Source organism: Haloferax denitrificans ATCC 35960, from assembly GCF_000337795.1.
In the GTDB taxonomy this organism is placed as follows: Archaea; Halobacteriota; Halobacteria; order Halobacteriales; family Haloferacaceae; genus Haloferax; species Haloferax denitrificans.
On the sequence record NZ_AOLP01000008.1, the window covers coordinates 24,178 to 44,460 of the forward strand.

Sequence of the window (20,283 nt, forward strand, 5' to 3'; positions counted from 1 at the left end):
CAAATTATTTATGACTGTTCTGCATGGGTTGAGGCATGGTCGCAGGTCCACCGATTCACGAGTTGCACTTCGACGACGCGCCGAGCGTGGACGACGTTCCGGGGCCGAAGTCGACGCGACTCCTCGAAAAGCAACGGCGAATCGATAGTAGCGCCGTCTCGTACCCCGAAGACATCCCCATCGCGTTCGACAGCGGGAAGGGCGCGACGGTGCGCGACGCCGACGGCAACACCTTCATCGACATGTTCGCCGGTATCGGCGTGCTGAACGTCGGGCACTCGAACCCGTACGTCCTCGACGCGGTTCACGAGCAGACCGACAAGTTCGTCCACACGGTCGACTTCCCGACGGAGGCCCGGCTCGACCTCATCGAGAAACTGGACGAAATCGCGCCCGAGGGACTGCGCGGGAACAACCGCGTCGTCTTCGGCGGCCCGACCGGGAGCGACGCCATCGAGGCTTCCATCAAACTCGCCAAGTACAACACCGGGGGGACCGGTCTCGTCGCCTTCCGCGGCGCGTACCACGGCGCGACGAGCGGCGCGATGAGCCTCACCGGCAACAAGAAGTTCAAGGGCGACTACTCGCCGCTCCTCCCCGACGTGGTCCACGCGCCCTATCCGAACACCGTCGAGATGGGCAAGGGACCGCAGGAGGCGGTGGACCACTGTCTCGAAGAGGTCAAGGCCATCTTCGAGGACCCCTACGGCGGCCTCGCCAACCCGGCGGGCATCTTCGTCGAGCCGATTCAGGGCGAAGGCGGCGTCGTCACCCCGCCGAAGGGCTTCCTGAAGGGCCTCCGCGACATCGCCGACGACAACGACGTGCCGCTCGTGTTCGACGAGATTCAGAGCGGTCTCGGCCGCACCGGCGAGTGGTGGGCCAACGAGTGGTACGGCGTCACGCCGGACGTGATGACCTCGGCGAAGGCGCTCGGCGGGACCGGCTTCCCGCTGTCGGCGACCATCTATCACGAGGACCTCGACACGTGGGGGTCGGGCGACCACGCGGGCACCTACCGCGGTCACGTCGTCGGGATGCGCGCCGGCACTCGCGCCATCGAGTACATCCAGGAACACGACCTCCTCGCGCACGCCCGCGACCTCGGCCAGTACATCCGCGGTCGGCTCTCGGAGGCCGCGGAGGACAACCCCCGAGTCGTGGACGTTCGCGGGAAGGGGCTGTTCATCGCCGCGGAGTTCGCCGACGCCGAGGGCGAACCCGACGGCGAGGCGGCCGACGCGCTCCAGCAGTACTGCTTCGAGCGCGGCGTGCTGGTCTGGAAGGCCGGCCGGCACGGCAACATCCTTCGCCTGCTCCCGCCGCTCGTGCTCACCCGCGACCTCGCGGAGACGGCGCTCGACGTCATCACCGACGGTATCGAGGCGGTCACGGCCGAGAAACAGCGGCTCTGAGTCGCGCGCGCCGAGCGCACACCACGCGACTCACACCCGATACAATCACACTCACCAACGATGCCACCGGAACGAGTCATCACGGACGACGCCCCGCGCACGGACAACCCCTACTCGCAGGGCGTCGTCGCCGGCGACACGCTCTACGTCTCGGGCTACGGCCCGGTCGACCCCGAGACGGGCGAGGAGGTCGACGGCGATATCGAGGCACAGACCGACCGCGTGCTCGACAACATCGCGGCCGTCGTCTCCGAGGCCGGCGGCGACGGCCTCGACGACGCGGTGAAACTGACGGTGTACGTCGCCGACCTCGACGACTACGAGCGGGTGAACGAGGCGTACGGCGCGCGGTTCGACGAGGTGCCGCCGGCCCGCGTCTGCGTCGAGGTCGCGCGACTGCCCGGCGACGTGCGGGTCGAGATGGACGCGATAGCGTACCTCGGGTAGGTCGCGACGGGCGCACCCCCGCCGCGTCCCGGCCGCACGGCCGCCGTCCCATGGTGGCCGACGAACCGCCGTTCAGTCGTTCAGGTCGTCGACTCTGCGGTCGCGCCGCTCGTTCGCGGCGTCGATTCGCTCGACGAACTCGGACATCTGCGCTTTCATGTCGGCGCGCAGGTCGGTCGCCGAGAAGTCGTCGGACTCGGCGAGGAGCCTGACGAACGCCTGTAGCTCCTCGTCGGTGAGCTGGTCGAACGCGCCGCGTTCGAGCTTGTCGATGACGGCGTCCACGTCGATTTGGCCGACGGGTTCGACGTTGAAATCGACCGTGACCATCCGGTAGTCGGAGCCGGCCAGCTCCTGTTCGGCCTTGTTGACGCCCTCGGCGAGCATGTCCTTGAACGGGGTGTAGTAGCCCATCGTCCCGAGGTGGAGGAAGGCGAGCATGTCGGTGATGCCCCGCGTGTACGCCTCGCGGTCGGCGGCGTCGGGGTTGAACACCGTCTCGCGGTCGCGGTCTTCGAGCGACTCGAACAGGATGGTGAAATCGAGAATCGCGTTGCGGAGGCGGCGTCGAATCCGGTTTCGCTTCTGTTTCTTCGAGTGGTCGGTGTAGTCGGTCTTCCGGCCGAGCAGGAACTCGCGGTCGCTCGGGGTGAGGATGCCGCGGCCGCGGTCGGCGGCGTAGGCGAGGTCATCGGTGCCGTCCGTTCCGTCGGCGTCGTTTGCCATATACAGAACGCGTGTACGAATTCGATTAAGCGTTACGAACGGACCGAAAGTTCGGGCGAAACGGGCCGAAAATCCGGAAATTCTCGGAGTTCGTCTACAGTTCGTGTGAGCGCGCCGGGAGAACGCAAGCGAGGAGGCCACGGAGGAGCGAAGCGCCCGACTGCGACGTGACAATCCGCCGAAGGCGAAGCCGGCAGATTTTTCGACCGTTTGTAAACGGATTTCGTTCTCGGCGTCACCGATAACCACAAATTTTATGGTAATGTTTGCACTTGTCGTGATGTGAGACATCACGTAGCATGGTGTCCGTCGGAGCGATAGCATGACAGACCACATTACAGCACGCGGGTGCAACGGTCATCGTGGCGCACAGTTCGGGGCGCGGGCCTCGACCAGTCAGTCGGGAGGTGGCGGTCCCGTTCGGACGGAGTCGAACGGGGCGATTACGCACGGGGGGTGGCGGCGGTGAGTTCCTCGAACGGCGCGGTCAGCGAGTTCCTCGACGAGATCGAGCCGGTGATATTCGCGTTCGGCGCGGCGATAACCCTGCTCTTCGTCGGCGCGTTCAGCCTCAACCCCGATGCCTCCTACGAGTTCGTCCTCGGCATTCGCCGGTGGATTCTCGCCACGTTCAACTGGTTCTTCCTGATAGCGATGCTCGGGTTCGTCCTGTTCTTGGGCTTCGTGATATTCGGGCCGTGGGGGAACCTGAAGCTCGGCGACGAGGACCCCGAGTACAGCTTCCTCTCGTACTTCGCGATGATGTACTCCGCCGGACTCGCGGCGGGCATCGTCTTCTGGGGGCCCGCCGAGGCGCTGTTCCACTACTCGACGGTCCCGCCGCTGTACGGGGCCGAGGCGCAGTCCGCGGCGGCGATGCCGCTCGCGGTCCAGTACTCCATCTTCCACTGGAGTCTGACCCAGTGGTCGTGTTTCACCGTGATGGGCCTCGCCATCGGCTACTTCGTCTACAACTACGACGCGCCGCTTCGCGTGTCGGCGGTCCTGACGCCGATTCTCGGCGCGGACAACGTCGACGGCGCAATCGGGAAAGTCGTCGATATCCTCGCCGTGTTCGCGACTCTCGGCGGCGTCGCCACCTCGCTGGGCTTCATCGGGAGCCAGTTCATCACCGGCCTGAACTTCCAGTGGGGCATCCAACTCGGCGACGTGGGGACCATCCTCGTCATCACCGGCATGGTGGTCATCTTCACCGTCTCGCTGGTGTTGGGCGTCGACAAGGGGATTCGCCGGCTCTCGAACTTCAACATGGTCGTGTTCGGCCTGCTGATGCTCGCGACGCTGATATTCGGGCCGACCTTCCGCATCCTCGAACTCGGCACGCAGGCGACCGGCGGCTTCATCGGCGACTTCTTCCAGATGAGCCTGTTCACGCAGGCCACCGCGACCAGCGCCAGCAAGTGGGTCAACGCGTGGACCGTCTTCTACTGGCTCTGGCCGCTCGCGTGGTCGCCCTTCGCGGGGCTGTTCATCGCCCGCATCTCGCGCGGTCGGAGCGTCCGTGAGGTCGCGTTCGCCGGTATCGGTGCGACCTCGCTCGCGACGGTCCCGTGGTTCGCCATCGTCGGCGGCGCGGGCGTCATCATGCAACACAGCGGCGCGGCGAACGTGCTCGGGCCGGTCTCGGAGTACGGCGAGGCGGTCTCGGGGTACGTCCTCTTCGGCAACCTCCCCATCGCCGGGCCGCTCCTCCTGTTCGCGTTCCTCGTGCTCGTGACGACGTTCTTCGTCACCTCCGCCGACTCATCCACCCTCGCGGTGTCGATGATGACGACCGGCGGTAAAGAAGAGCCGTCCGCGCTCAACCGCGTCTTCTGGGCCGTCCTCCAGGGCGCGGTGGCGTCCATCCTGATGGTCGTCGGGGGCGTGAACGCCCTGCAGTCCGCGGCGATTATCACGGGCGCGCCGTTCGCCGTTATCTGCGTGATAGCGACGCTCGGACTCATCCGGACCTTCCAAGACGACTACGGGAGCCTCCTCCTCCAAGACGAGACGAGCCTCTGGGGGAGGTCGGAGTCGACCGGCGGGCAGTCGCCGGCCGCGAACGTCTCCAGCCACGACGACGACTGACGCCGAATCCAGCCGAACGTCGTTCCGTCCCCGTCTCTGTCCCCGTCGCCGTCCGTCTCCGTTCTCTGCGGCCCGGTTCCGTCCGACCGCGAGCGTCGCCGTCGCGGCCGATGCGGCCGATGCGGCCGACGTAACCGTTGCGAACGGACCCACACGGTCGTTCCTGAGATACCAAGTTTTAATGTACACCATTAACAAATCCTGTGTATGGATAGGGATACCGCAGAGCCGGACGCAGCAGCGCTTCCCGGGCCAAACGCCGAGAAGTGGGTCGAGTTCCACCACGAGCACGCCGCGCCCAGCGAGTACTCCCACGAGTTCGTCTGGGACGTGACCGCCGAGGCCGACGGCCCGTTCGTCACCGACGTGGACGGCAACGTCCTCTTGGACTTCACCTGTCACATCGGGGCCGCCCCGCTCGGCTACAACAACGAGAAGGTGCTGTCGAAGCTCCGGGAGTTCGACCTCGTCGAGCCGATGAAAATCGCCGGGCAAGACATGTACTTCGGAGCCGGCCCAGACCCCGAGACCGCCGAGTTCCCCGGGTCGAGCCACCTGATGGACAAGCTCACCGACGTGTCCTCACACTACGGGATGGACACGGTGTTCCTGTCGAACTCCGGGGCCGAGGCCGTCGAGAACGCGATGAAGATAACCCACGACCGCAAGGCCCCCGCGAAGTACGGCTACGCCTTCGAGGGGAGCTTCCACGGGCGGACGCTCGGGACGCTCTCGCTCACGAAGTCGAAGGAGGTCTACACCCGCCACTACCCGGAGGTCGCGGGCATCGAGACGGTTCCGTTCTGCGCGGACTCGGGCTGTTCGGCGGACGCCTGCGACTGCGGCTTCTTCGCCGGCGGCGGCTCGCAGTTGCGGAACTCCCTGTCGCCGGAGGGCGGCCACGTCAACCCCGACGAGGTCGCGTTCGCGATTCTCGAACCGATTCAGGGCGTCGGCGGCTACCGCTTCCCGAGCGAGGAGTTCATGGCCGAGGTGGGCGACGTCTGCGACACCTACGACATCCCGCTCGTCGTGGACGAGATTCAGTCGGGCGTCGGTCGTACCGGCGAGATGTGGGCGGCCGACCACTACCCCATCGAACCCGACGTCATCGCCAGCGCGAAGGGCCTCCGCGTCGGCGCGACCGTCTCGCGGTCCGACGTCTTCCCGGCCGAGAAGAACCGCCTCGGGTCGACGTTCGGCGGCGGCGACCTGCTCGCGTCGATGCAGGGCGCACTCACCCTCGACGCCATCGAGGAGCACGACCTGCTCGACAACGCGACCGAGCGCGGCCGGCAGGCGAAGGAACTCCTCGCCGACGACGCGCCCGACCACGTGGTCGACGTGCGCGGCAAGGGCCTCATGCTCGCCGTCGAGTTCGACACCAAACAGCGCCGCGACGCCGTCGTCGAGGCGGCGCTCGACCGCGGCCTGCTCACCCTCGGCTGTGGGAAGAAGACGATTCGCTTGCTCCCCCCGCTCGACTCCACCGAGCGCGAAATCGAACTGGGCGTGGGCATCTTCTGCGAGGCGATGGACGCCGTGGCGACCGAAGCGGTCGCGTGAGCGTCGGAGGCCGAAGACGGACAGCACAGAAAAGACACAGACCCGAGACGGGCCGTTCCCGTTTTTCTGGACCCGTCAGGATGACTCGAACGACTCAGTAGACTCGCCGGCAGGCTTGTCCAGCGAGTGCGAGACGACGTCGACGCCGTCGAGCGCCGAAAGCGAGTCGAGCGCCTCCGCGAGGTGGTCCGGGCCGCTCCCGTCGAGTCGAATCTCGACCGGAACCCGGTTCGGCGCGTCCGCGGCGGTTCGGGCGGCGCGCTCGACGCTGTCGAGTTCGGCTCCCGCGTCGGCGACGGCCTCGGAGAGGTCGCCCAGCACCGCCGGCCAGCCGTCGAGTTCGAGGCGCGCTTCGACGGCGCGCCCGAGCACCTGCATCCCGACGCGAGTCAGTTCGGCGTGTTCTGAGAGGCCGACGTTGCCGCCGGAGACGACGGCCGCGACGCGCTCGCCCTCGACGTCGACCGCGCCGGAGAGGAGCGCGGCGACCGGGGCCGCGCCGGCCGGTTCGGCGACCGTCTTCGCCCGCTCGGCGAGGACCGTCGCGGCGACCGCGAGGTCCGTATCGTCGACCGAGACCACGTCGTCGACGCGGTCGCGGACGACCGCGAACGTCCGCTCTAACAGCCGCGCGTCGGCGATGCCTTCGGCGACGGTATCGACCTCCGAGAGCATTCGAATCTCGTCGGCCTCCAGCGAGGGCTTTGCGTGGGCCGCGCCCTCGGGTTGGACGCCAACGACGCGCACGTCGGGGTCCCGCGCCTTCATCGCGGTGGCGATACCGGAGATGAGGCCGCCGCCGCCGATGGAGACGAGAACCGTGTCCGCGTCGGGCGCGTCCGCCGCGATTTCTCGTCCGACGGTTCCCTGCCCGGCGATGACGGCCGCGTCGTCGAAGGGGTGGACGAACTCCAGCCCCTCCTCGTCGGCGAGTCGCAGGGCGTGTTCGTACGACTCCTCGTACAGGTCGCCCTCGACGACCACGTCCGCGCCGTAGCCGCGGGTGGCGTCGATTTTGACCGCCGGCGTGATTTCGGGCACGACGATGGTCGTGTCGATGCCGAGCAGGTCGCCCGCGAGCGCGACGCCCTGCGCGTGGTTGCCGGCGCTGGAGGCGACGACGCCCCGCTCGCGCACCGACTCGGGGAGTTGCGCCATCGCGTTGTACGCGCCGCGAATCTTGAACGACCCCGTCCGCTGGACGTTCTCCAGTTTGAGGTCGACCCGCTCGGCCCCACAGCGGTCGGCTATCGTCCGCGAGCTATCGAGCGGCGTCCGGTGGACCACGCCGTCGAGTCGCTCGTGGGCGTCCGCCACGTCGTCGGCGGTGACGACGTCCGACGCCGGGGGAGCCGACTCGCCGGTGACGCGCCCGTCGCTCATCGGTTCGCGCCCGCGAGTTCGGGGACCGACTCGACGCCGGCGACCGACAGAATCGACCGCGTGAGCACTTCGACGCCGGTTTCGAGGCTCCGCTCGTCCACGTCGAACGTCGCGGTGTGGTGGCTCGTCGGGTGGTCGGTGCCGACGATGGAGTAACACGCGAGGCCGCCGTCGCGCTGGACGCGCTCCATGAGAAACGTCGCGTCCTCGCTCGCGCCGAAGTCGGCGGTCTGGACGACGCGGTCGACGCCGGGGACGCCCTCGGCGGCGTCCGCGACCGTCTCCACGAGTTCGGGGTCGCTGTCGGCGCGGGGGCTCTCGCTGACCACGTCGACCGTCGCCTCGCACCCGTGCAGTTCGGCCGCCTTCTCGAACCGCCGGCGGAGTTCGGACTTCGCGTACTCCATGAGTTCGGTCGTCTCGCCGCGCGCCTCGGCGACGGCCTCGACCTCGTCGGCGATGACGTTACTCGCGGTGCCGCCTTCGACCCGACCGACGTTGACGCGGGTCATCCCGTCGGAGTGCCGCGGGACCCCGTAGACGCTCTCTATGGCGGTGCCGAGCGCGTGGATGGCGTTCGCGCCGGCCTCCGGCTCCTTGCCGGCGTGGGCGGTCGTCCCCTCTATTTCCGCGTCGATGTGGCACATCGCGAGCGGTTTCTCGATGCCGGCGACGACCTCGCCCGTCGGGTGGTCGAGGCCGACGTGGACCGCGAAGAAGTAGTCGATGCCGGCGGCGTACTCGCTTTTCGCCATGGGCGCGCCGCCCCCCGAAATCTCCTCTGCCGGCTGGAAGAACACGACGAGCCGACCCGAGAACTCGCTGTCCTTGACGGCTTCGAGCGTCGCCAGCCCCCACGTCATGTGGGTGTCGTGGCCGCAGGCGTGCATCGTCTCGCCCGTCTCCGAGCGGAAGCCCTCGGCGGCGGGGTCGTGGCCCGCGTCGTCCGACTCCTCGATGAACAGCCCGTCGATGTCGACCCGGAGGCCGACCGTCGGCCCCTCGCCGCGGTCGAGGACGGCGACACAGCCAGTCGTCCCGCCGCGGAGGGGTTCGAGGAGGTCCGGGTCGACCCCGCGGTCGAGCGCCCGCTCGTACCACTCGTCGAGTCGGTCGTCGCTCGGGACGGCCATCCGGTCTGCGGGGTCGTAGGCGTCCGCGCCGACGGCGAGTTCGTCCACGCCGATGGCGCGGAGTTCCTCGACGAGCCGCGCGGTCGTCCGGAACTCGCACCAGCCCGGTTCGGGGTGGCGGTGGAGGTCTCTGCGAAGCTCCGCTAATCGCGCTCGAACGGCGTCAGCCATGCGTACACGTACCATCCGCCACCCACTTAAGTATAAACGGTATCCGTGGACACCGGCTACACAAAAAGACTAAGGGAGCGTCACCCAATCGGTGAAGCAACCGCGCCCGCGACGCGCGCGACTCACATCATGACCGAGACAGACATCGTCGTCCTCCGCGAGGGGACCGAGGGCCTTTCGATGGAATCGTACGCGAACGCGCTCCGCGAGCGCCTCCCGGACCGGACCGTGACGCTCGCCCGGACGCCGAAACAGGAACGCGAACTCGTCGCCGACGCCCGCGTCGTCACGGGCATCACGATAGACGAGGACCTGCTCGACCGCGCCGACAGACTCGAACTGTTCGCCTGCACGTTCGCCGGAACCGACCACGTCCCGATGGACGCGCTCGCGGAACACGGCGTCGCGGTCACCAACGCCGGCGGCATCCACGCGCCCGGCATCGCCGAGCAGGCCATCGGCAACATGCTCGTGTTCGCCCGTCGCCTCCACGAGGGCTGGCGGCGCAAGGAGCGCGCCGAGTGGCGACATTTCCAGTCCGGCGAGTTCACCGACAGCACGGTGACGATTATCGGCCTCGGCTCCATCGGGCAGGCCGTCGCCCAGCGGTTGCAGGGCTTCGAAGTCGAGACTATCGGCATCCGCTACACCCCGTCGAAAGGCGGCCCGACGGACGAAGTCGCCGGCTTCGAACCGGACGCGATTCACGACGCGCTCTCCCGGAGCGAGTACGTCGTGGTCGCGTGCCCGCTGAACGACCTGACTCGCGGACTCATCGGCGAGGCGGAGTTCGCCACGATGCCGACCGACGCGGTGCTCGTCAACGCCGCCCGCGGCGGCATCGTCGACACCGACGCGCTCGTGTCGGCGCTCCGGTCGAACAAGATTCGCGGGGCCGCCCTCGACGTGACCGACCCCGAACCCCTGCCCTCGGACCACCCGTTGTGGGGGCTGGAGAACTGCCTCATCACGCCTCACACGGGGGGCCACACGCCCAAACACTGGGACCGCCTCGCCGACATCGTCGCCGGGAACCTCGGGCGGCTCGACGAGGGCGAGGAGTTGGAGAACCAAGTGCTGGCCGCCGAGTCGAACTGACCCCCGATGGCGACGCAGGAACGCCCCGACGGCTCTCGCGGCGACCGGCAGGCCGACACGCGCGGCGACCAGCGTGCTGACCCCAGCGACGACCCCCGCGCCGACTACGACTACGTCGGCGGCGACACCGACCGCGAGGCGCTCGTCTCCGACCTCGAACGCCTCGTCGACGGCGACGTGCGGTTCGACGAGTACACCCGACAGCTGTACGCGACCGACGCCTCGGCGTACGAGGTGCTCCCCGTCGGCGTCGTCATGCCGACCTCGACCGCCGACGTGGCGGCCGTCGTGGAGTACTGCGCCGACCGCGAGATTCCCGTCCTCCCGCGCGGCGGCGGCACGAGCCTCGCCGGACAGGCCGTCAACGAGGCGGTCGTCCTCGACCTCTCGCGACACATGGACGGAGTCGAATCGGTGGACGCCGAGGCGGCGACGGCGACCGCGCAGGCCGGGGTCACGCTCGCGGACCTCAATAACTCCGCGGCCGACCATGGTCTCACGTTCGGCCCTGACCCCGCGGCGGGCGACCGGAGCGTCCTCGGCGGCGCTATCGGCAACAACTCCACCGGCGCGCACTCGCTGAAGTACGGCAAGACCGACTACTACGTCGAGGAGTGCGAAGTCGTCCTCGCCGACGGGAGCGTCCACCGGTTCGGCGAGGTGCGCGTTGACGACCTCCGGGAGAGAGCCGACCCCGAGAGCGACGCGTGGGGAGCCGACGGCCCGGAGAGTCCGCTTCTCCCCCGAATCTACGCCGAAGTCGTCCGCGTGCTCGACGAGGAGCGCGAGGAGATAGACGCCCGCTACCCGGACCTCAAGCGCAACGTCTCGGGCTACAACCTCGACGCGCTGGTCGAGGAGGCCCGCGGAGAGCGCCCGCTTGCCGACGGGACGGGCACCGACCCGGACTGCGAGGCGGGGACCGTGAACCTCGCGCGCCTGCTCGCCGGGAGCGAGGGGACCCTCGCCGTCGTGACCGAGGCGACCGTCTCGCTCGAACCGCTCCCGGAGACGAAGGCCGTCGCGCTCCTCACCTACGAGGACGTGTTCGACGCCGCCGCCGACGTGGCTCCCATCCTCGACCACGACCCGGCGGCGGTCGAACTCATCGACGACGTGCTCATCGACCTCGCGCTCGACACCGCGGAGTTCCACGACGTGGCCGCGTCGCTCCCCGACGGCACCCGTGCGGCCCTGCTGGTCGAGTTCTACGCCGACTCCGACGCCGAGGGCCGGCGGAAAGTCGCCGACCTGCTGACGGCTCGCGCCCCCTCGGTGACGCCGGAGGCGACACCATCCGACGGCGTCGGCATTGCCGCCGACGCCCGCGCGTTCGACGCGCTCGAAGCCCACGACGAGGCGGCCCGCGCGGGGCTCTGGGAGATGCGCAAGGCCGCCGCGCCCATCCTGCTCTCGCGGACGACCGACGAAAAGCACATCTCGTTCATCGAGGACTGCGCCGTGCCGGCCGACGAGCTACCGGGGTACGTCGAGCGGTTCCGCGAGGTCATCGACGACCACGACGCCAACACGAGTTTCTACGCCCACGCGGGGCCGGGCGTGCTCCACGTCCGTCCGCTCGTCAACACGAAGACGCTCGACGGCCTCGACTCGTTCGAGACCATCGCCGACGAGGTGACCGACTTCGTCGTCGAGGCCGGCGGGTCGGTGTCGGGCGAACACGGCGACGGCCGCGCGCGGACCCAGTGGAACCGCAAACTGTACGGCGACCGCCTCTGGAACGCCTTCCGCGACCTCAAGACGGCGTTCGACCCCGACTGGCTCCTGAACCCGGGGCAGGTCTGCGGCGACGTGTCGATGACCGAGAACCTCCGCTTTTCCCCCGACTACGAGTTCGACGCCGGCTTCGACCCCGAACTGAACTGGGACACCGAAAACGGCTTTCAGGGGATGGCGGAGCTCTGCCACGGCTGTGGCGGCTGTCGGGGCGACCAGTCGACCACCGGCGGCGTGATGTGTCCGACTTATCGCGCCACCGAAGAGGAAGGGCTGTCGACCCGCGGCCGGGCGAACATGCTCAGACAGGCGATGAGCGGCGACCTCGACGCCGACGCGACGGACACCGAGTTCATGCGCGAGGTGCTGGACCTCTGTGTCGGCTGTAAGGGCTGTGCCCGCGACTGCCCGAGCGAGGTCGACATGGCGAAGCTCAAAGCCGAGGTCGAACACGCCCACCACGAGTCTCACGGCGCGAGCCTTCGGGACCGCCTGTTCGCCGAGGTGGACCGCCTGAACGCGCTGGGGTCGCGGCTCGCCCCGCTTTCGAACTGGGCGGCGAAGGTGCCGGGCGCGCGGACGATTATGGAGAAGACTGTCGGCATCGCCAAGGAGCGGTCGCTTCCGACGTTCCACCGCGAGTCGCTGGAAGACTGGTTCGAAGCGCGCGGCGGCGCTCGCGTCCCCGAGGCCGAGGCGACCGACAGGGTGCTTCTGTTCCCGGACAGCTACACCAACTACAACCACCCCGACGCGGGGAAGGCCGCGGTTCGCGTCCTCGAAGCCGCCGGCGTCCACGTCTCGATTCCGGACGACGTGACCGCGACCGGCCGCCCGGCCCACTCGAAGGGCTTTCTCGACCGCTCGCGGGCGCGCGCCGAGACGAACGTCGCCGCGCTCGCGCCCCGCGTCGAAGCCGGCTGGAGCGTCGTGCTCGTCGAACCCTCGGACGCAGTCATGCTCCAGTCGGACTACCTCGACCTGCTTTCGAGCGAGGCGGCCGAGACCGTCGCCGCCGAGACCTACGGCATCATGGAGTACCTCGACGCGAAGCGTCTCGTAGAGAGCCTCGACCGCGACGCGGCGGCGGGCGCGGACGACGAGACGCTGACGTACCACGGCCACTGCCACCAGAAGGCGATGCGGAAGGACCACCACGCGGTGGGCGTGCTCAGGCGCGCCGGTTACGACGTGGACCCGCTCGATTCGGGCTGTTGCGGCATGGCCGGGAGCTTCGGCTACGAGGCCGAACACCACTCGCTGTCGGAGGCCATCGGCGAAATCCTCGCCGACCAACTCGGCGAGAGCCGCGGCGACACCGTCGTCGCCCCCGGCGCGTCGTGTCGGACGCAACTCGAAGACATGGACGGCGCGGCCGACGACCCGCCGCACCCGATAGAGAAAGTCGCCGACGCGGTCGCTGACTGAGAAGCGCGCCGAAAAAGAACCGCGAGTCGCTTCAGGTTTCGCTCGCCGCGCGGGCGCTCAGGGCCAGAGGCCCCGCGTCTCCTTCGCGCCGCCGATGCGAGAGAGCGCGACGACGTACGCCGCGTCGCGCCACGTCAGGTCGCGTTCTTCGACGTGTTCGCGGACCGCGTTCCACGCCTTGAGCATCTCCGCTTCGAGTTCCTCGTGGACGCGTTCGAGCGACCACTGGCGGCGGTTGATGTCCTGGAGCCACTCGAAGTACGAGACCGTCACGCCGCCGGCGTTGGCGAGGATGTCGGGGAGGACCGGAATCCCGCGCTCTTCGAGGACGGCGTCGGCCGCGAACGTCGTCGGCCCGTTCGCGCCTTCGACGACCATGTCCGCCGAGATGGCGTCGACGTTCTCGGTCGTGATGACGTTCCCGATGGCCGCCGGGATGAGCACGTCCACGTCGAGTTCGAGCAGGTCCTCGTTCGAGAGCGACTCGGGGGCGTCGTAGCCCGACACCATGCCGGGGCGCTCGTCGTGGCCCTCGACGTCCTGCGTGTCGAGGCCGTCGGGGTCGTAGATAGCCCCGTCAACGTCGGAGACGGCGACGACCTTCGCGCCCCACTCGTCGAGGAGGCGGGCGGCGTTCGCGCCGACGGAACCGAACCCTTGGACCGCGACGGTGGTGTCTTCGATGTCCCAGTCGTAGAAGTCGATGGCCTCGCGGGTGACGATGGCGACGGAGCGACCGGGGGCCTCCTCGCGGCCGTACGACCCGCCGATGACCGGCGGCTTACCCGTCACGACGCCGGGCGTCGTCTCGCCCTGTTGCATCGAGTAGGCGTCCATGAACCACGCCATCTCCTGCGGGCCGGTGCCCATGTCGGGCGCGGGAACGTCCTTCTTCGGCCCGACGACGTTCCGAATCTCCTCGGCGAAGCGGCGCGTGAGTCGCTCGCGCTCCTCGTCGGAGAGCGTCTTCGGGTCGACCGCGACGCCGCCCTTGCCGCCGCCGAAGGGCAGGTCCATCACGGCGCACTTCCACGTCATCCACATCGAGAGGCCGATGCACTCGTCGGCGGTCACTTCCGGGTGGTAACGGAGGCCGCCCTTGTACGGCCCGCGCACGTCGTCGTGCTGGGCGCGGAAGCCCGTGAACACGTCGAGGGAGCCGTCGTCGCGGCGGAGCGGGACCGACACCTGCTGGACTCGGGTCGGGTGCTTCAGTCGCGCGACGACGCCGTCGTCCACGTCGGCGTGGCTCGCCGCGCGTTCGAGCTGTCTGCGCGCCGTCGCCAGCGCCGTTTCGGGTTCGGACTCCGCGCCGCCGTCGGCGACCGCCTCGCCGTTTCGATTTTTGCCATCTTCGTTCATTCTATTAGGGCTGTGACCCGGAGTCATAATTAGGTTGTGAATAGTCGCCGGGGGAAGTCGGCCAGCGGCTCCGCCCCGTCGGACGTGACGACGAACGTCTCGCTGAGTTCGACGCCGAAGTCGTCGAACCAGAGGCCGGGGATGGTGTGGAACGTCATGTTCTCTTCGAGGACCGTCTCGTCGCCGGGGCGGAGGCTCGCCGTGTGCTCGCCCCAGTCCGGCGGGTAGCCCAGCCCCATCGAGTAGCCGATGCGGTCTTTCTTCTCGATGCCGTACTCGGCGATGGTGTCGCGCCACGCCTTCTCGACGGCCTCGCAGGTCACGCCGGGTTCGACCGCGTCGAGGGCGGCCTCCATCCCCTCGACGACGATGTCGGCCCGCCGGGACAGCTCTTTGGGCGGGTCGCCGACGAACGTCGTCCGCGCGAGCGGCGAGTGGTAGCGGTGGCGACAGCCGGAGAGTTCGATGATGACCGGGTCGCCGTCCTCGAACTCGCGGTCGGTCCACGTGAGGTGCGGCGTGCCCGTGTGGTCGCCCGAGGGCATCAGCGGGACGATAGACGGGTAGTCGCCGCCGTAGTCGTCGGTGCCCTCGATGAGCGCCGAGTAGATGGCCTCGGCGGCCTCGTACTCGGGGACGCCCTCGTCGATGACGTCGAGACCGGCCTGCATCGCGTTCTCGGAGATGCGGGCGGCCTCGCGCATGTAGTCGAGTTCGGCGTCGGACTTCTTGACGCGCACCCAGTTGACGAGGAGCGTGGTGTCCTCGAAACTCGCTTCGGGGAGATTCTTCTGCAGGCGCGTGTAGGACTTCGCGGTGAAGTAGTAGGCGTCCATTTCGAGGCCGACGCGGGCGTCGTCGACGCCGAGGTCCTCCAAGACGGCCGCGACGAAGTCCATCGGGTGGAGGTCGTGCGGCGACTGGACGTGGTCGTCGCTGTACGGTCGGATGCTCTCGTCGCTCAGCGTGGTCGTCGCGCGCGCGCCGTTGGCGTCCATGTCGCGGCCGACCCACACGGGTTCGTCGCGGTCCCGCGTCACCACGACGCCCTGATGGACGTAAAAGGACCACCCGTCGTAGCCGGTGAGGTAGTTCATGTTCGCGGGGTCGCTCACGAAGAGCGCGTCCAGCCCCCGCTCGGCCATCCGCTCTTTCGTCCGGGCGATGCGTCTGTCGTACTCGGCGCTGTCGAACACGGCTCTTGGCATGGGAACCTCTATCGAACCATCGGATAGGTCCCGTAAAAATTTTTTGTGGACCTCGGACACGGATTCTGTGTAGCAGACAGCGTGGAAGAAGACATAGTTGTATAATATGTGCAAGAGCATATCCCAGATCGGATTATCAAAGAGATCTCTGCTCGGTATCGCCAATAGAGTTGTTCTAACACTCGAACCGTCCGGAGTATTTGAATAATTCACGTAATCTAGATTTTTCAAATTATAGTGATGTTGTTTATAGACAATCTCGGTGTCCGCGGCTCACCGAGAACAGTACGCGTCTGCTGGGAGCCCAATCGTTATTCCTCGCAGTCTCGGAGCGGGGGTATGGACCTCTCTATCGTCGACCTCTCGCCGGTCCCAGAGGGTGGGACCGCGACCGACGCGTACGCGAACACCGTCGAAACCGCCGCGCAGGCCGAGCGACTGGGCTACTCGCGCTTCTGGGTCGCCGAGCACCACGGCATGGCGAGCACCCTCGCGGGGACGACGCCCGAGGTGTTGCTCGGCCACCTCGCCGCCGAGACGGACTCGATTCGACTCGGTTCGGGTGCGGTGCTACTCAACCACTACAGCCCGTTCAAGGTCGCAGAACAGTTCGGCGCGCTCGACGGACTCGCGCCCGGTCGCATCGACGCCGGCCTCGGGCGGGCGAACGGGTCGCCCGCGTCGGACCAGGCGCTCGGAACGGACCGGCACGTCGAGGACCCCGACGGCGACCACGCCGAGAAGGTCGAGGCCGTCGTCAACCACCTCTACGACGACTACCCCGACGAACACCCCTACGCCGACCTCGAAATCCCGCGGGGGAGCGGCGACCCGCCGGTCCCGTGGGTGCTCGGGTCGAGCCCGTCGAGCGCGACCATCGCGGGCGAGCTCGGGTTGCCCTACTGCTTCGCGGGCTTCATCAGACCGCAGTTCGCCGTCCACTCCTTCGAGGAGTACCGCGAGAGCTTCCAGTCGTCGCCGCTGGCCGGCGGCATCGACGAGCCCCACGGCATGGTCGCGGTGAACGCCGTCTGCGCCGAGACCGACGAGGAGGCGGCGCGACTCCGCGCGGTGGCCGAGGCGACGTACAAGCGGATGCGACGCGGCGAGGTCGGCACGAGGCCGACCGTCGAGGAGGCGATAGACGAACTCGGCGGCGTCCCCGAGCCCACGCCCGCGACCCTCGGAGCGAACGAGTGGCCGCGCGCGATTTCCGGCAGTCCCGAGACGATTTCGGGGCTGTTGGACCAGCTCGCGGAGCGCGTCGGGGCCGACGAGATGATGATTCAGCACGTCGTCGGCGACCACGAAGACGGCCTCCGCTCGCACGAACTGCTCGCCGAGGGCGTCGGCCTCGTCTGACGCGTCCGTTTCCGCGACAGTCTGTCTGCCCGGATAATTCATATTGCAGTCCCCGGAATAGGGAGTGTGTCACGCTTACGGTATCTTCGGCTCAGGGACACGCCCTTCGAGGCCAGAGAGTTCTCACTGCTCTGGCTCATCGCGCTCGCCACCTACGGCGTCGGCGACATCGTCACGACGCTCACCCTCCTCTACTACGAGCGTCGGTTCGACGAGGCGAACGCCCTCCTCGTGGCGAGCACGGACGCCCTCGGGCGATGGGGGCTCGTCCTCCCGAAGCTCGCCGTCTTCCTCCTCTGTCTCGGAATCTGCGTCTACGGCGCTCGCGTCGGCGACAAGGTGCTGTACTACCTGCCGCCGGTCGCGCTCTCGGTCATTGGGGCGTTTGCAACGGCGTTCAACCTCCGGCTCTTCGTCGGGTGAACGGCGGAAAATCGGGGCGGAGCGCGCTCAGTCGGTCGCCTGTTCGAGCGTGAAGACGAACTCCACGTCGACGCTGTCGGTCTGTATCTCGTTGCCGGCCGACTCCCGAATCTGCCACTCGACGACGAGCGACAGGGACTCCCCGCCGTCGAGTCTGCCGAGCGAGACGGACTCGTTCCACACGTCGGCGAAGTCGAGATACGTCGTCTCGTTTCCGAGCACGTAGGTGCTCGTCCCGTTCGCCCGCTCGACGCGGAGTCGGACAGCGAGCGCCTCGTGGAGTTCGCCCTCGTCGGCTCCACCGGTCGAATCGACCGATAGTTCGGGACCGGAGCGACCGTTCTCGGCGGACTCGAACGGCATCGAATCCAACGTCAACACGCCGGGGTCGCGCCCGCGATTGGCGAGCGTCCCCGTCGAGTTGCCCGCGGAGCCGGGCGCGACCGACTGCGTGTCGAGAAGCGAGACGCCCGCCCCGCCGGAGCCGAGTTCGAGGTCGACGCCCGCCGGGGCGCTCCCGGCGGTGTTCTCGACGGTCGCGTCGAACGACGCGGTCTCCTCGATTCGGGCGACTTCGGTCGAGTCGCGGAACAACACCGCAGTCACGGAGACGTAGCCCGTCGTGACGGTCGTCTCGCCGTCGTCGGTGGCGGCGAAGCCGGCGGTTCGATTGCCGTCGGCGTAGGTCACGTCGGAGCCGAGCGCGGCGGCGATATCCACGGGGCTACGGCTCCCGGAGCGTGACGCGGCGCTCCTCCTGCCAGCCGTCGTCGGGGACCCACGTGTTCACCACGAGCACGACGCTGTCGACCGTGCCGGTCCACGAGAGCGTCCCGGTCACGGGGCCGCTGAGCGACCCGACGGTCCCGTCGGCGCTTCGGACCGTCGGCGGGTCGGCGGCCTCGACCGAGAGCGTCGGGTCGGGCGACGCCGACGATGCGGCCGTGGTCGTCGTTTGACTGCCGCCCCCACCGCCCCCGCCACCCCCGCCGCCACCTCCTCCACCGCCCCCAACGCCACCGCCAGTGCCCGAGCGCGCCGTGGTGGTCGGCTCGGGACTGCTCGTCGGCGCTGGTGTCGACGTGGGCGTCGACGACGGGGTCGGGTTCGGCGTCGTGGTCTCGGTCGGCGTCGACGCGGGCGTCGGTGTGTCCGGGTCCTCGAACTGGTTCGTTTCCTCGGGCGGGGCATCCGGCGTCGGCGAGGGCGGCGTCACGGTGACGTCCGGCGGCGACGGCTCGGGGTCGCCGCCCCGGAGGTCCGAAATCGCGTCGTTGATGCCGCTGTCGTCGAGGAAACGGTCGATGCTTCCGGGAGCGGCGAAGCCGGTTCCGACCAGCACGATGCCGACGACCACGAAGACGACGAACACCCGACCGGCAATCTGCGAGAGCCGCGGCGAGAGCGTGCCGAGGAGCTTCGCCGAAAAGAGCGAGGCGAGCGACAGCGGAATCGGGAACAGCCCCGCCCGCGGCGGGCGGTACTCGACCACCAGCGCCGTCTCGGTCGGCCGGTCGCCGGGTTCGACCTCGTCGCCGACAGCGACCGAGTACTCGTCGGTACGGGGTTCGCCGTCCTCGTCGGGTGAGGGTCGCTCGCGTTCGACGAGCGCGGGTGCGGCGTCAGCTTCGGTGCCGGTGCCGACGAACGACGCCGACTGGGCGTCCCAGCGCCGGACCGCCCGGACGACCCCGTTGACGGGCAGGCGCTCGCCGGGAAGACAGAGGACGCGGTCGCCCCGTTCGAGACGCTCGAAGTCGACCTCCTCGAAGTCGTCTGCATTGTTGTCGTTCGCGTCGCTGTCGTCCGCGTCGACGTCAACGAGGCGTCGACACCGGGTCGCGTCGGCGAGCGCCAGTTCGGGCGACTGCTCGGGCGTCCAGTCGGGCGCGTTCGCGTCGTCCGGGGCGGTCACGAGGGATTCACCGCCCGTCCCCGGAGGTCTCGTCGGTCGGCGCGTCAGAAGGGCAGTCGACGGGGTCGGTCACCCATTCCATGCCGTCGGCCGAGCCGGAGGGCGCGGCGTCGGACGGCGAGGGAGATGGGTCGACGACGGCGACGGGGTCCGAGAGGCGGACGCCCGTTCGCTCCGGGTAGAGCGTGACGCCACCGTCCGAGGCGCTGACGTAGCCAGTTCCGGTCTCGGACCCCACGTCGGGCGAACCGTCGCGTCCGGCGCTCCCGTCGGACTCGTCGGGGTCGACCTCGACGAGCGCGTCGGTGTACAGCGAGTAGAGCTCGGTCACGACGAGGAGCGCGCCGGGGAGGATGACGAACAGGACCAACCCGAGTCCCGACTGGACGAACTGCGCGGCGAGCCCGAGATACGGCACGTGGAACCAGACGCGACCGACGACGCGGTCGGCGGTGACGGGGTCCGAGTCGACGTCCTCGTTGGCGTCGCCCTTCGTGCGGAACACCGGACTGTCGCCGCTTCGGTCCACCGCGACGACCCGGTGGGTCACGCGGTCGGTCCGCTCGTCGGTGATGGCGCTCCCGGCTTCCCGGTAGGTGATAATGTCGCCCTCCGAGATGTCCGCTGGCGGCACGTCGCGGACGACCACCACGTCGCCGGCGTCGAAGGTCGGCGACATGCTCCCGGAGAGGACGGTATAACTGGCGTCGGCACCGAAGGCCTGCGGCGCGGCGAGCACGACGACGAGCGCGACGGCGACGAGGAGCACGACGCCGCCGAGGACGCGGGCCGCCGCGGCGAGGCGAGACCAGTTCATC

14 protein-coding genes and 1 pseudogene are annotated in these 20,283 nt (G+C 68.6%); 8 read left to right on the top strand and 7 right to left on the bottom strand.

What is annotated here, in order from left to right; translation table 11 throughout:
- The first annotated feature begins 35 nt into the window (after positions 1–35).
- Both C438_RS05560 and C438_RS05565 read left to right on the top strand, forming a co-directional pair.
- Entirely contained in the window at positions 36–1,415 is a 1,380-nt protein-coding gene (locus C438_RS05560; RefSeq protein WP_004968325.1) for an aspartate aminotransferase family protein, read from the top strand.
- Positions 1,416–1,475: 60 nt separating this feature from the next.
- A complete protein-coding gene (locus tag C438_RS05565) occupies positions 1,476–1,862 on the top strand; it encodes a Rid family detoxifying hydrolase (protein ID WP_004968326.1) in 387 nt (128 codons plus the stop codon).
- A gap of 72 nt (positions 1,863–1,934) precedes the next feature.
- Here C438_RS05565 and C438_RS05570 read toward each other — a convergent pair whose 3' ends face one another.
- Positions 1,935–2,588 (bottom strand): hypothetical protein, encoded by a 654-nt coding sequence (locus C438_RS05570; protein WP_004041279.1) that lies wholly within the window; start codon positions 2,586–2,588, stop codon positions 1,935–1,937.
- A gap of 456 nt (positions 2,589–3,044) precedes the next feature.
- Here C438_RS05570 and C438_RS05575 point away from each other — a divergent pair, with 456 nt between their 5' ends.
- Both C438_RS05575 and C438_RS05580 read left to right on the top strand, forming a co-directional pair.
- Complete coding sequence (locus tag C438_RS05575) at positions 3,045–4,679, top strand: BCCT family transporter (RefSeq protein WP_004968327.1); 1,635 nt, start codon at positions 3,045–3,047, stop codon at positions 4,677–4,679.
- A gap of 207 nt (positions 4,680–4,886) precedes the next feature.
- Positions 4,887–6,245, top strand: a complete 1,359-nt coding sequence (locus tag C438_RS05580) for an aminotransferase class III-fold pyridoxal phosphate-dependent enzyme (protein ID WP_004968328.1) — start codon at positions 4,887–4,889, stop codon at positions 6,243–6,245.
- 75 nt (positions 6,246–6,320) lie between these two features.
- Here the strand turns inward: C438_RS05580 and ilvA are convergent, their stop codons facing one another.
- Together ilvA and C438_RS05590 are read right to left on the bottom strand one after the other, a co-directional pair.
- Entirely contained in the window at positions 6,321–7,628 is a 1,308-nt protein-coding gene (gene ilvA, locus C438_RS05585; RefSeq protein WP_004968329.1) for a threonine ammonia-lyase, read from the bottom strand.
- The gene (locus C438_RS05590; RefSeq protein WP_004968330.1) at positions 7,625–8,932 is read right to left on the bottom strand and encodes an amidohydrolase; all 1,308 of its coding nucleotides are present in this window, start codon (positions 8,930–8,932) and stop codon (positions 7,625–7,627) included. The genes ilvA and C438_RS05590 overlap by 4 nt, the downstream gene beginning before the upstream one ends.
- A 129-nt stretch (positions 8,933–9,061) precedes the next feature.
- Between C438_RS05590 and C438_RS05595 the strand changes: the two genes are divergently transcribed.
- Both C438_RS05595 and C438_RS05600 read left to right on the top strand, forming a co-directional pair.
- Entirely contained in the window at positions 9,062–10,030 is a 969-nt protein-coding gene (locus C438_RS05595) for a D-2-hydroxyacid dehydrogenase (protein WP_004968331.1), read from the top strand.
- Positions 10,031–10,036: 6 nt separating this feature from the next.
- Complete coding sequence (locus tag C438_RS05600; RefSeq protein WP_004968332.1) at positions 10,037–13,195, top strand: FAD-binding and (Fe-S)-binding domain-containing protein; 3,159 nt, start codon at positions 10,037–10,039, stop codon at positions 13,193–13,195.
- A 57-nt stretch (positions 13,196–13,252) separates the two neighbouring features.
- Here the strand turns inward: C438_RS05600 and gdhB are convergent, their stop codons facing one another.
- On the bottom strand, positions 13,253–14,557 hold the full coding sequence (gdhB, locus tag C438_RS05605; protein WP_004968333.1) for a glutamate dehydrogenase GdhB: 1,305 nt from the start codon (positions 14,555–14,557) through the stop codon (positions 13,253–13,255).
- 29 nt (positions 14,558–14,586) lie between these two features.
- Positions 14,587–15,765 carry a M24 family metallopeptidase gene (locus tag C438_RS05610; protein WP_004968334.1) on the bottom strand — a complete coding sequence of 393 codons (1,179 nt, stop codon included), beginning with the start codon at positions 15,763–15,765 and terminating at the stop codon, positions 14,587–14,589.
- A gap of 339 nt (positions 15,766–16,104) precedes the next feature.
- Between C438_RS05610 and C438_RS05615 the strand changes: the two genes are divergently transcribed.
- Together C438_RS05615 and C438_RS05620 are read left to right on the top strand one after the other, a co-directional pair.
- The gene (locus tag C438_RS05615) at positions 16,105–17,127 is read left to right on the top strand and encodes an LLM class flavin-dependent oxidoreductase (RefSeq protein WP_004968335.1); all 1,023 of its coding nucleotides are present in this window, start codon (positions 16,105–16,107) and stop codon (positions 17,125–17,127) included.
- A gap of 66 nt (positions 17,128–17,193) precedes the next feature.
- Complete coding sequence (locus tag C438_RS05620) at positions 17,194–17,550, top strand: hypothetical protein (RefSeq protein ID WP_004968336.1); 357 nt, start codon at positions 17,194–17,196, stop codon at positions 17,548–17,550.
- A gap of 27 nt (positions 17,551–17,577) precedes the next feature.
- Here the strand turns inward: C438_RS05620 and C438_RS20160 are convergent.
- Positions 17,578–19,465 (bottom strand): annotated as a pseudogene (locus C438_RS20160) (hypothetical protein).
- A gap of 7 nt (positions 19,466–19,472) precedes the next feature.
- Positions 19,473–20,282, bottom strand: coding sequence for a signal peptidase I (locus tag C438_RS05630; protein WP_004968339.1), 810 nt, complete (start codon positions 20,280–20,282; stop codon positions 19,473–19,475).
- Position 20,283: the final 1 nt, after the last annotated feature.

Excerpts from the sequence above, each read along its gene's own strand:
- C438_RS05600 (WP_004968332.1), top strand. The coding sequence starts at position 10,037 with ATGGCGACGCAGGAACGCCCCGACGGCTCTCGCGGCGACCGGCAGGCC.
- gdhB (WP_004968333.1), bottom strand. The coding sequence starts at position 14,557 with ATGAACGAAGATGGCAAAAATCGAAACGGCGAGGCGGTCGCCGACGGC.
- C438_RS05595 (WP_004968331.1), top strand. The coding sequence starts at position 9,062 with ATGACCGAGACAGACATCGTCGTCCTCCGCGAGGGGACCGAGGGCCTT.
- C438_RS05615 (WP_004968335.1), top strand. The coding sequence starts at position 16,105 with ATGGACCTCTCTATCGTCGACCTCTCGCCGGTCCCAGAGGGTGGGACC.
- C438_RS05570 (WP_004041279.1), bottom strand. The coding sequence starts at position 2,588 with ATGGCAAACGACGCCGACGGAACGGACGGCACCGATGACCTCGCCTAC.
- C438_RS05560 (WP_004968325.1), top strand. The coding sequence starts at position 36 with ATGGTCGCAGGTCCACCGATTCACGAGTTGCACTTCGACGACGCGCCG.
- C438_RS05590 (WP_004968330.1), bottom strand. The coding sequence starts at position 8,932 with ATGGCTGACGCCGTTCGAGCGCGATTAGCGGAGCTTCGCAGAGACCTC.
- C438_RS05580 (WP_004968328.1), top strand. The coding sequence starts at position 4,887 with ATGGATAGGGATACCGCAGAGCCGGACGCAGCAGCGCTTCCCGGGCCA.
- C438_RS05565 (WP_004968326.1), top strand. The coding sequence starts at position 1,476 with ATGCCACCGGAACGAGTCATCACGGACGACGCCCCGCGCACGGACAAC.
- ilvA (WP_004968329.1), bottom strand. The coding sequence starts at position 7,628 with ATGAGCGACGGGCGCGTCACCGGCGAGTCGGCTCCCCCGGCGTCGGAC.
- C438_RS05630 (WP_004968339.1), bottom strand. The coding sequence starts at position 20,282 with ATGAACTGGTCTCGCCTCGCCGCGGCGGCCCGCGTCCTCGGCGGCGTC.
- C438_RS05610 (WP_004968334.1), bottom strand. The coding sequence starts at position 15,765 with ATGCCAAGAGCCGTGTTCGACAGCGCCGAGTACGACAGACGCATCGCC.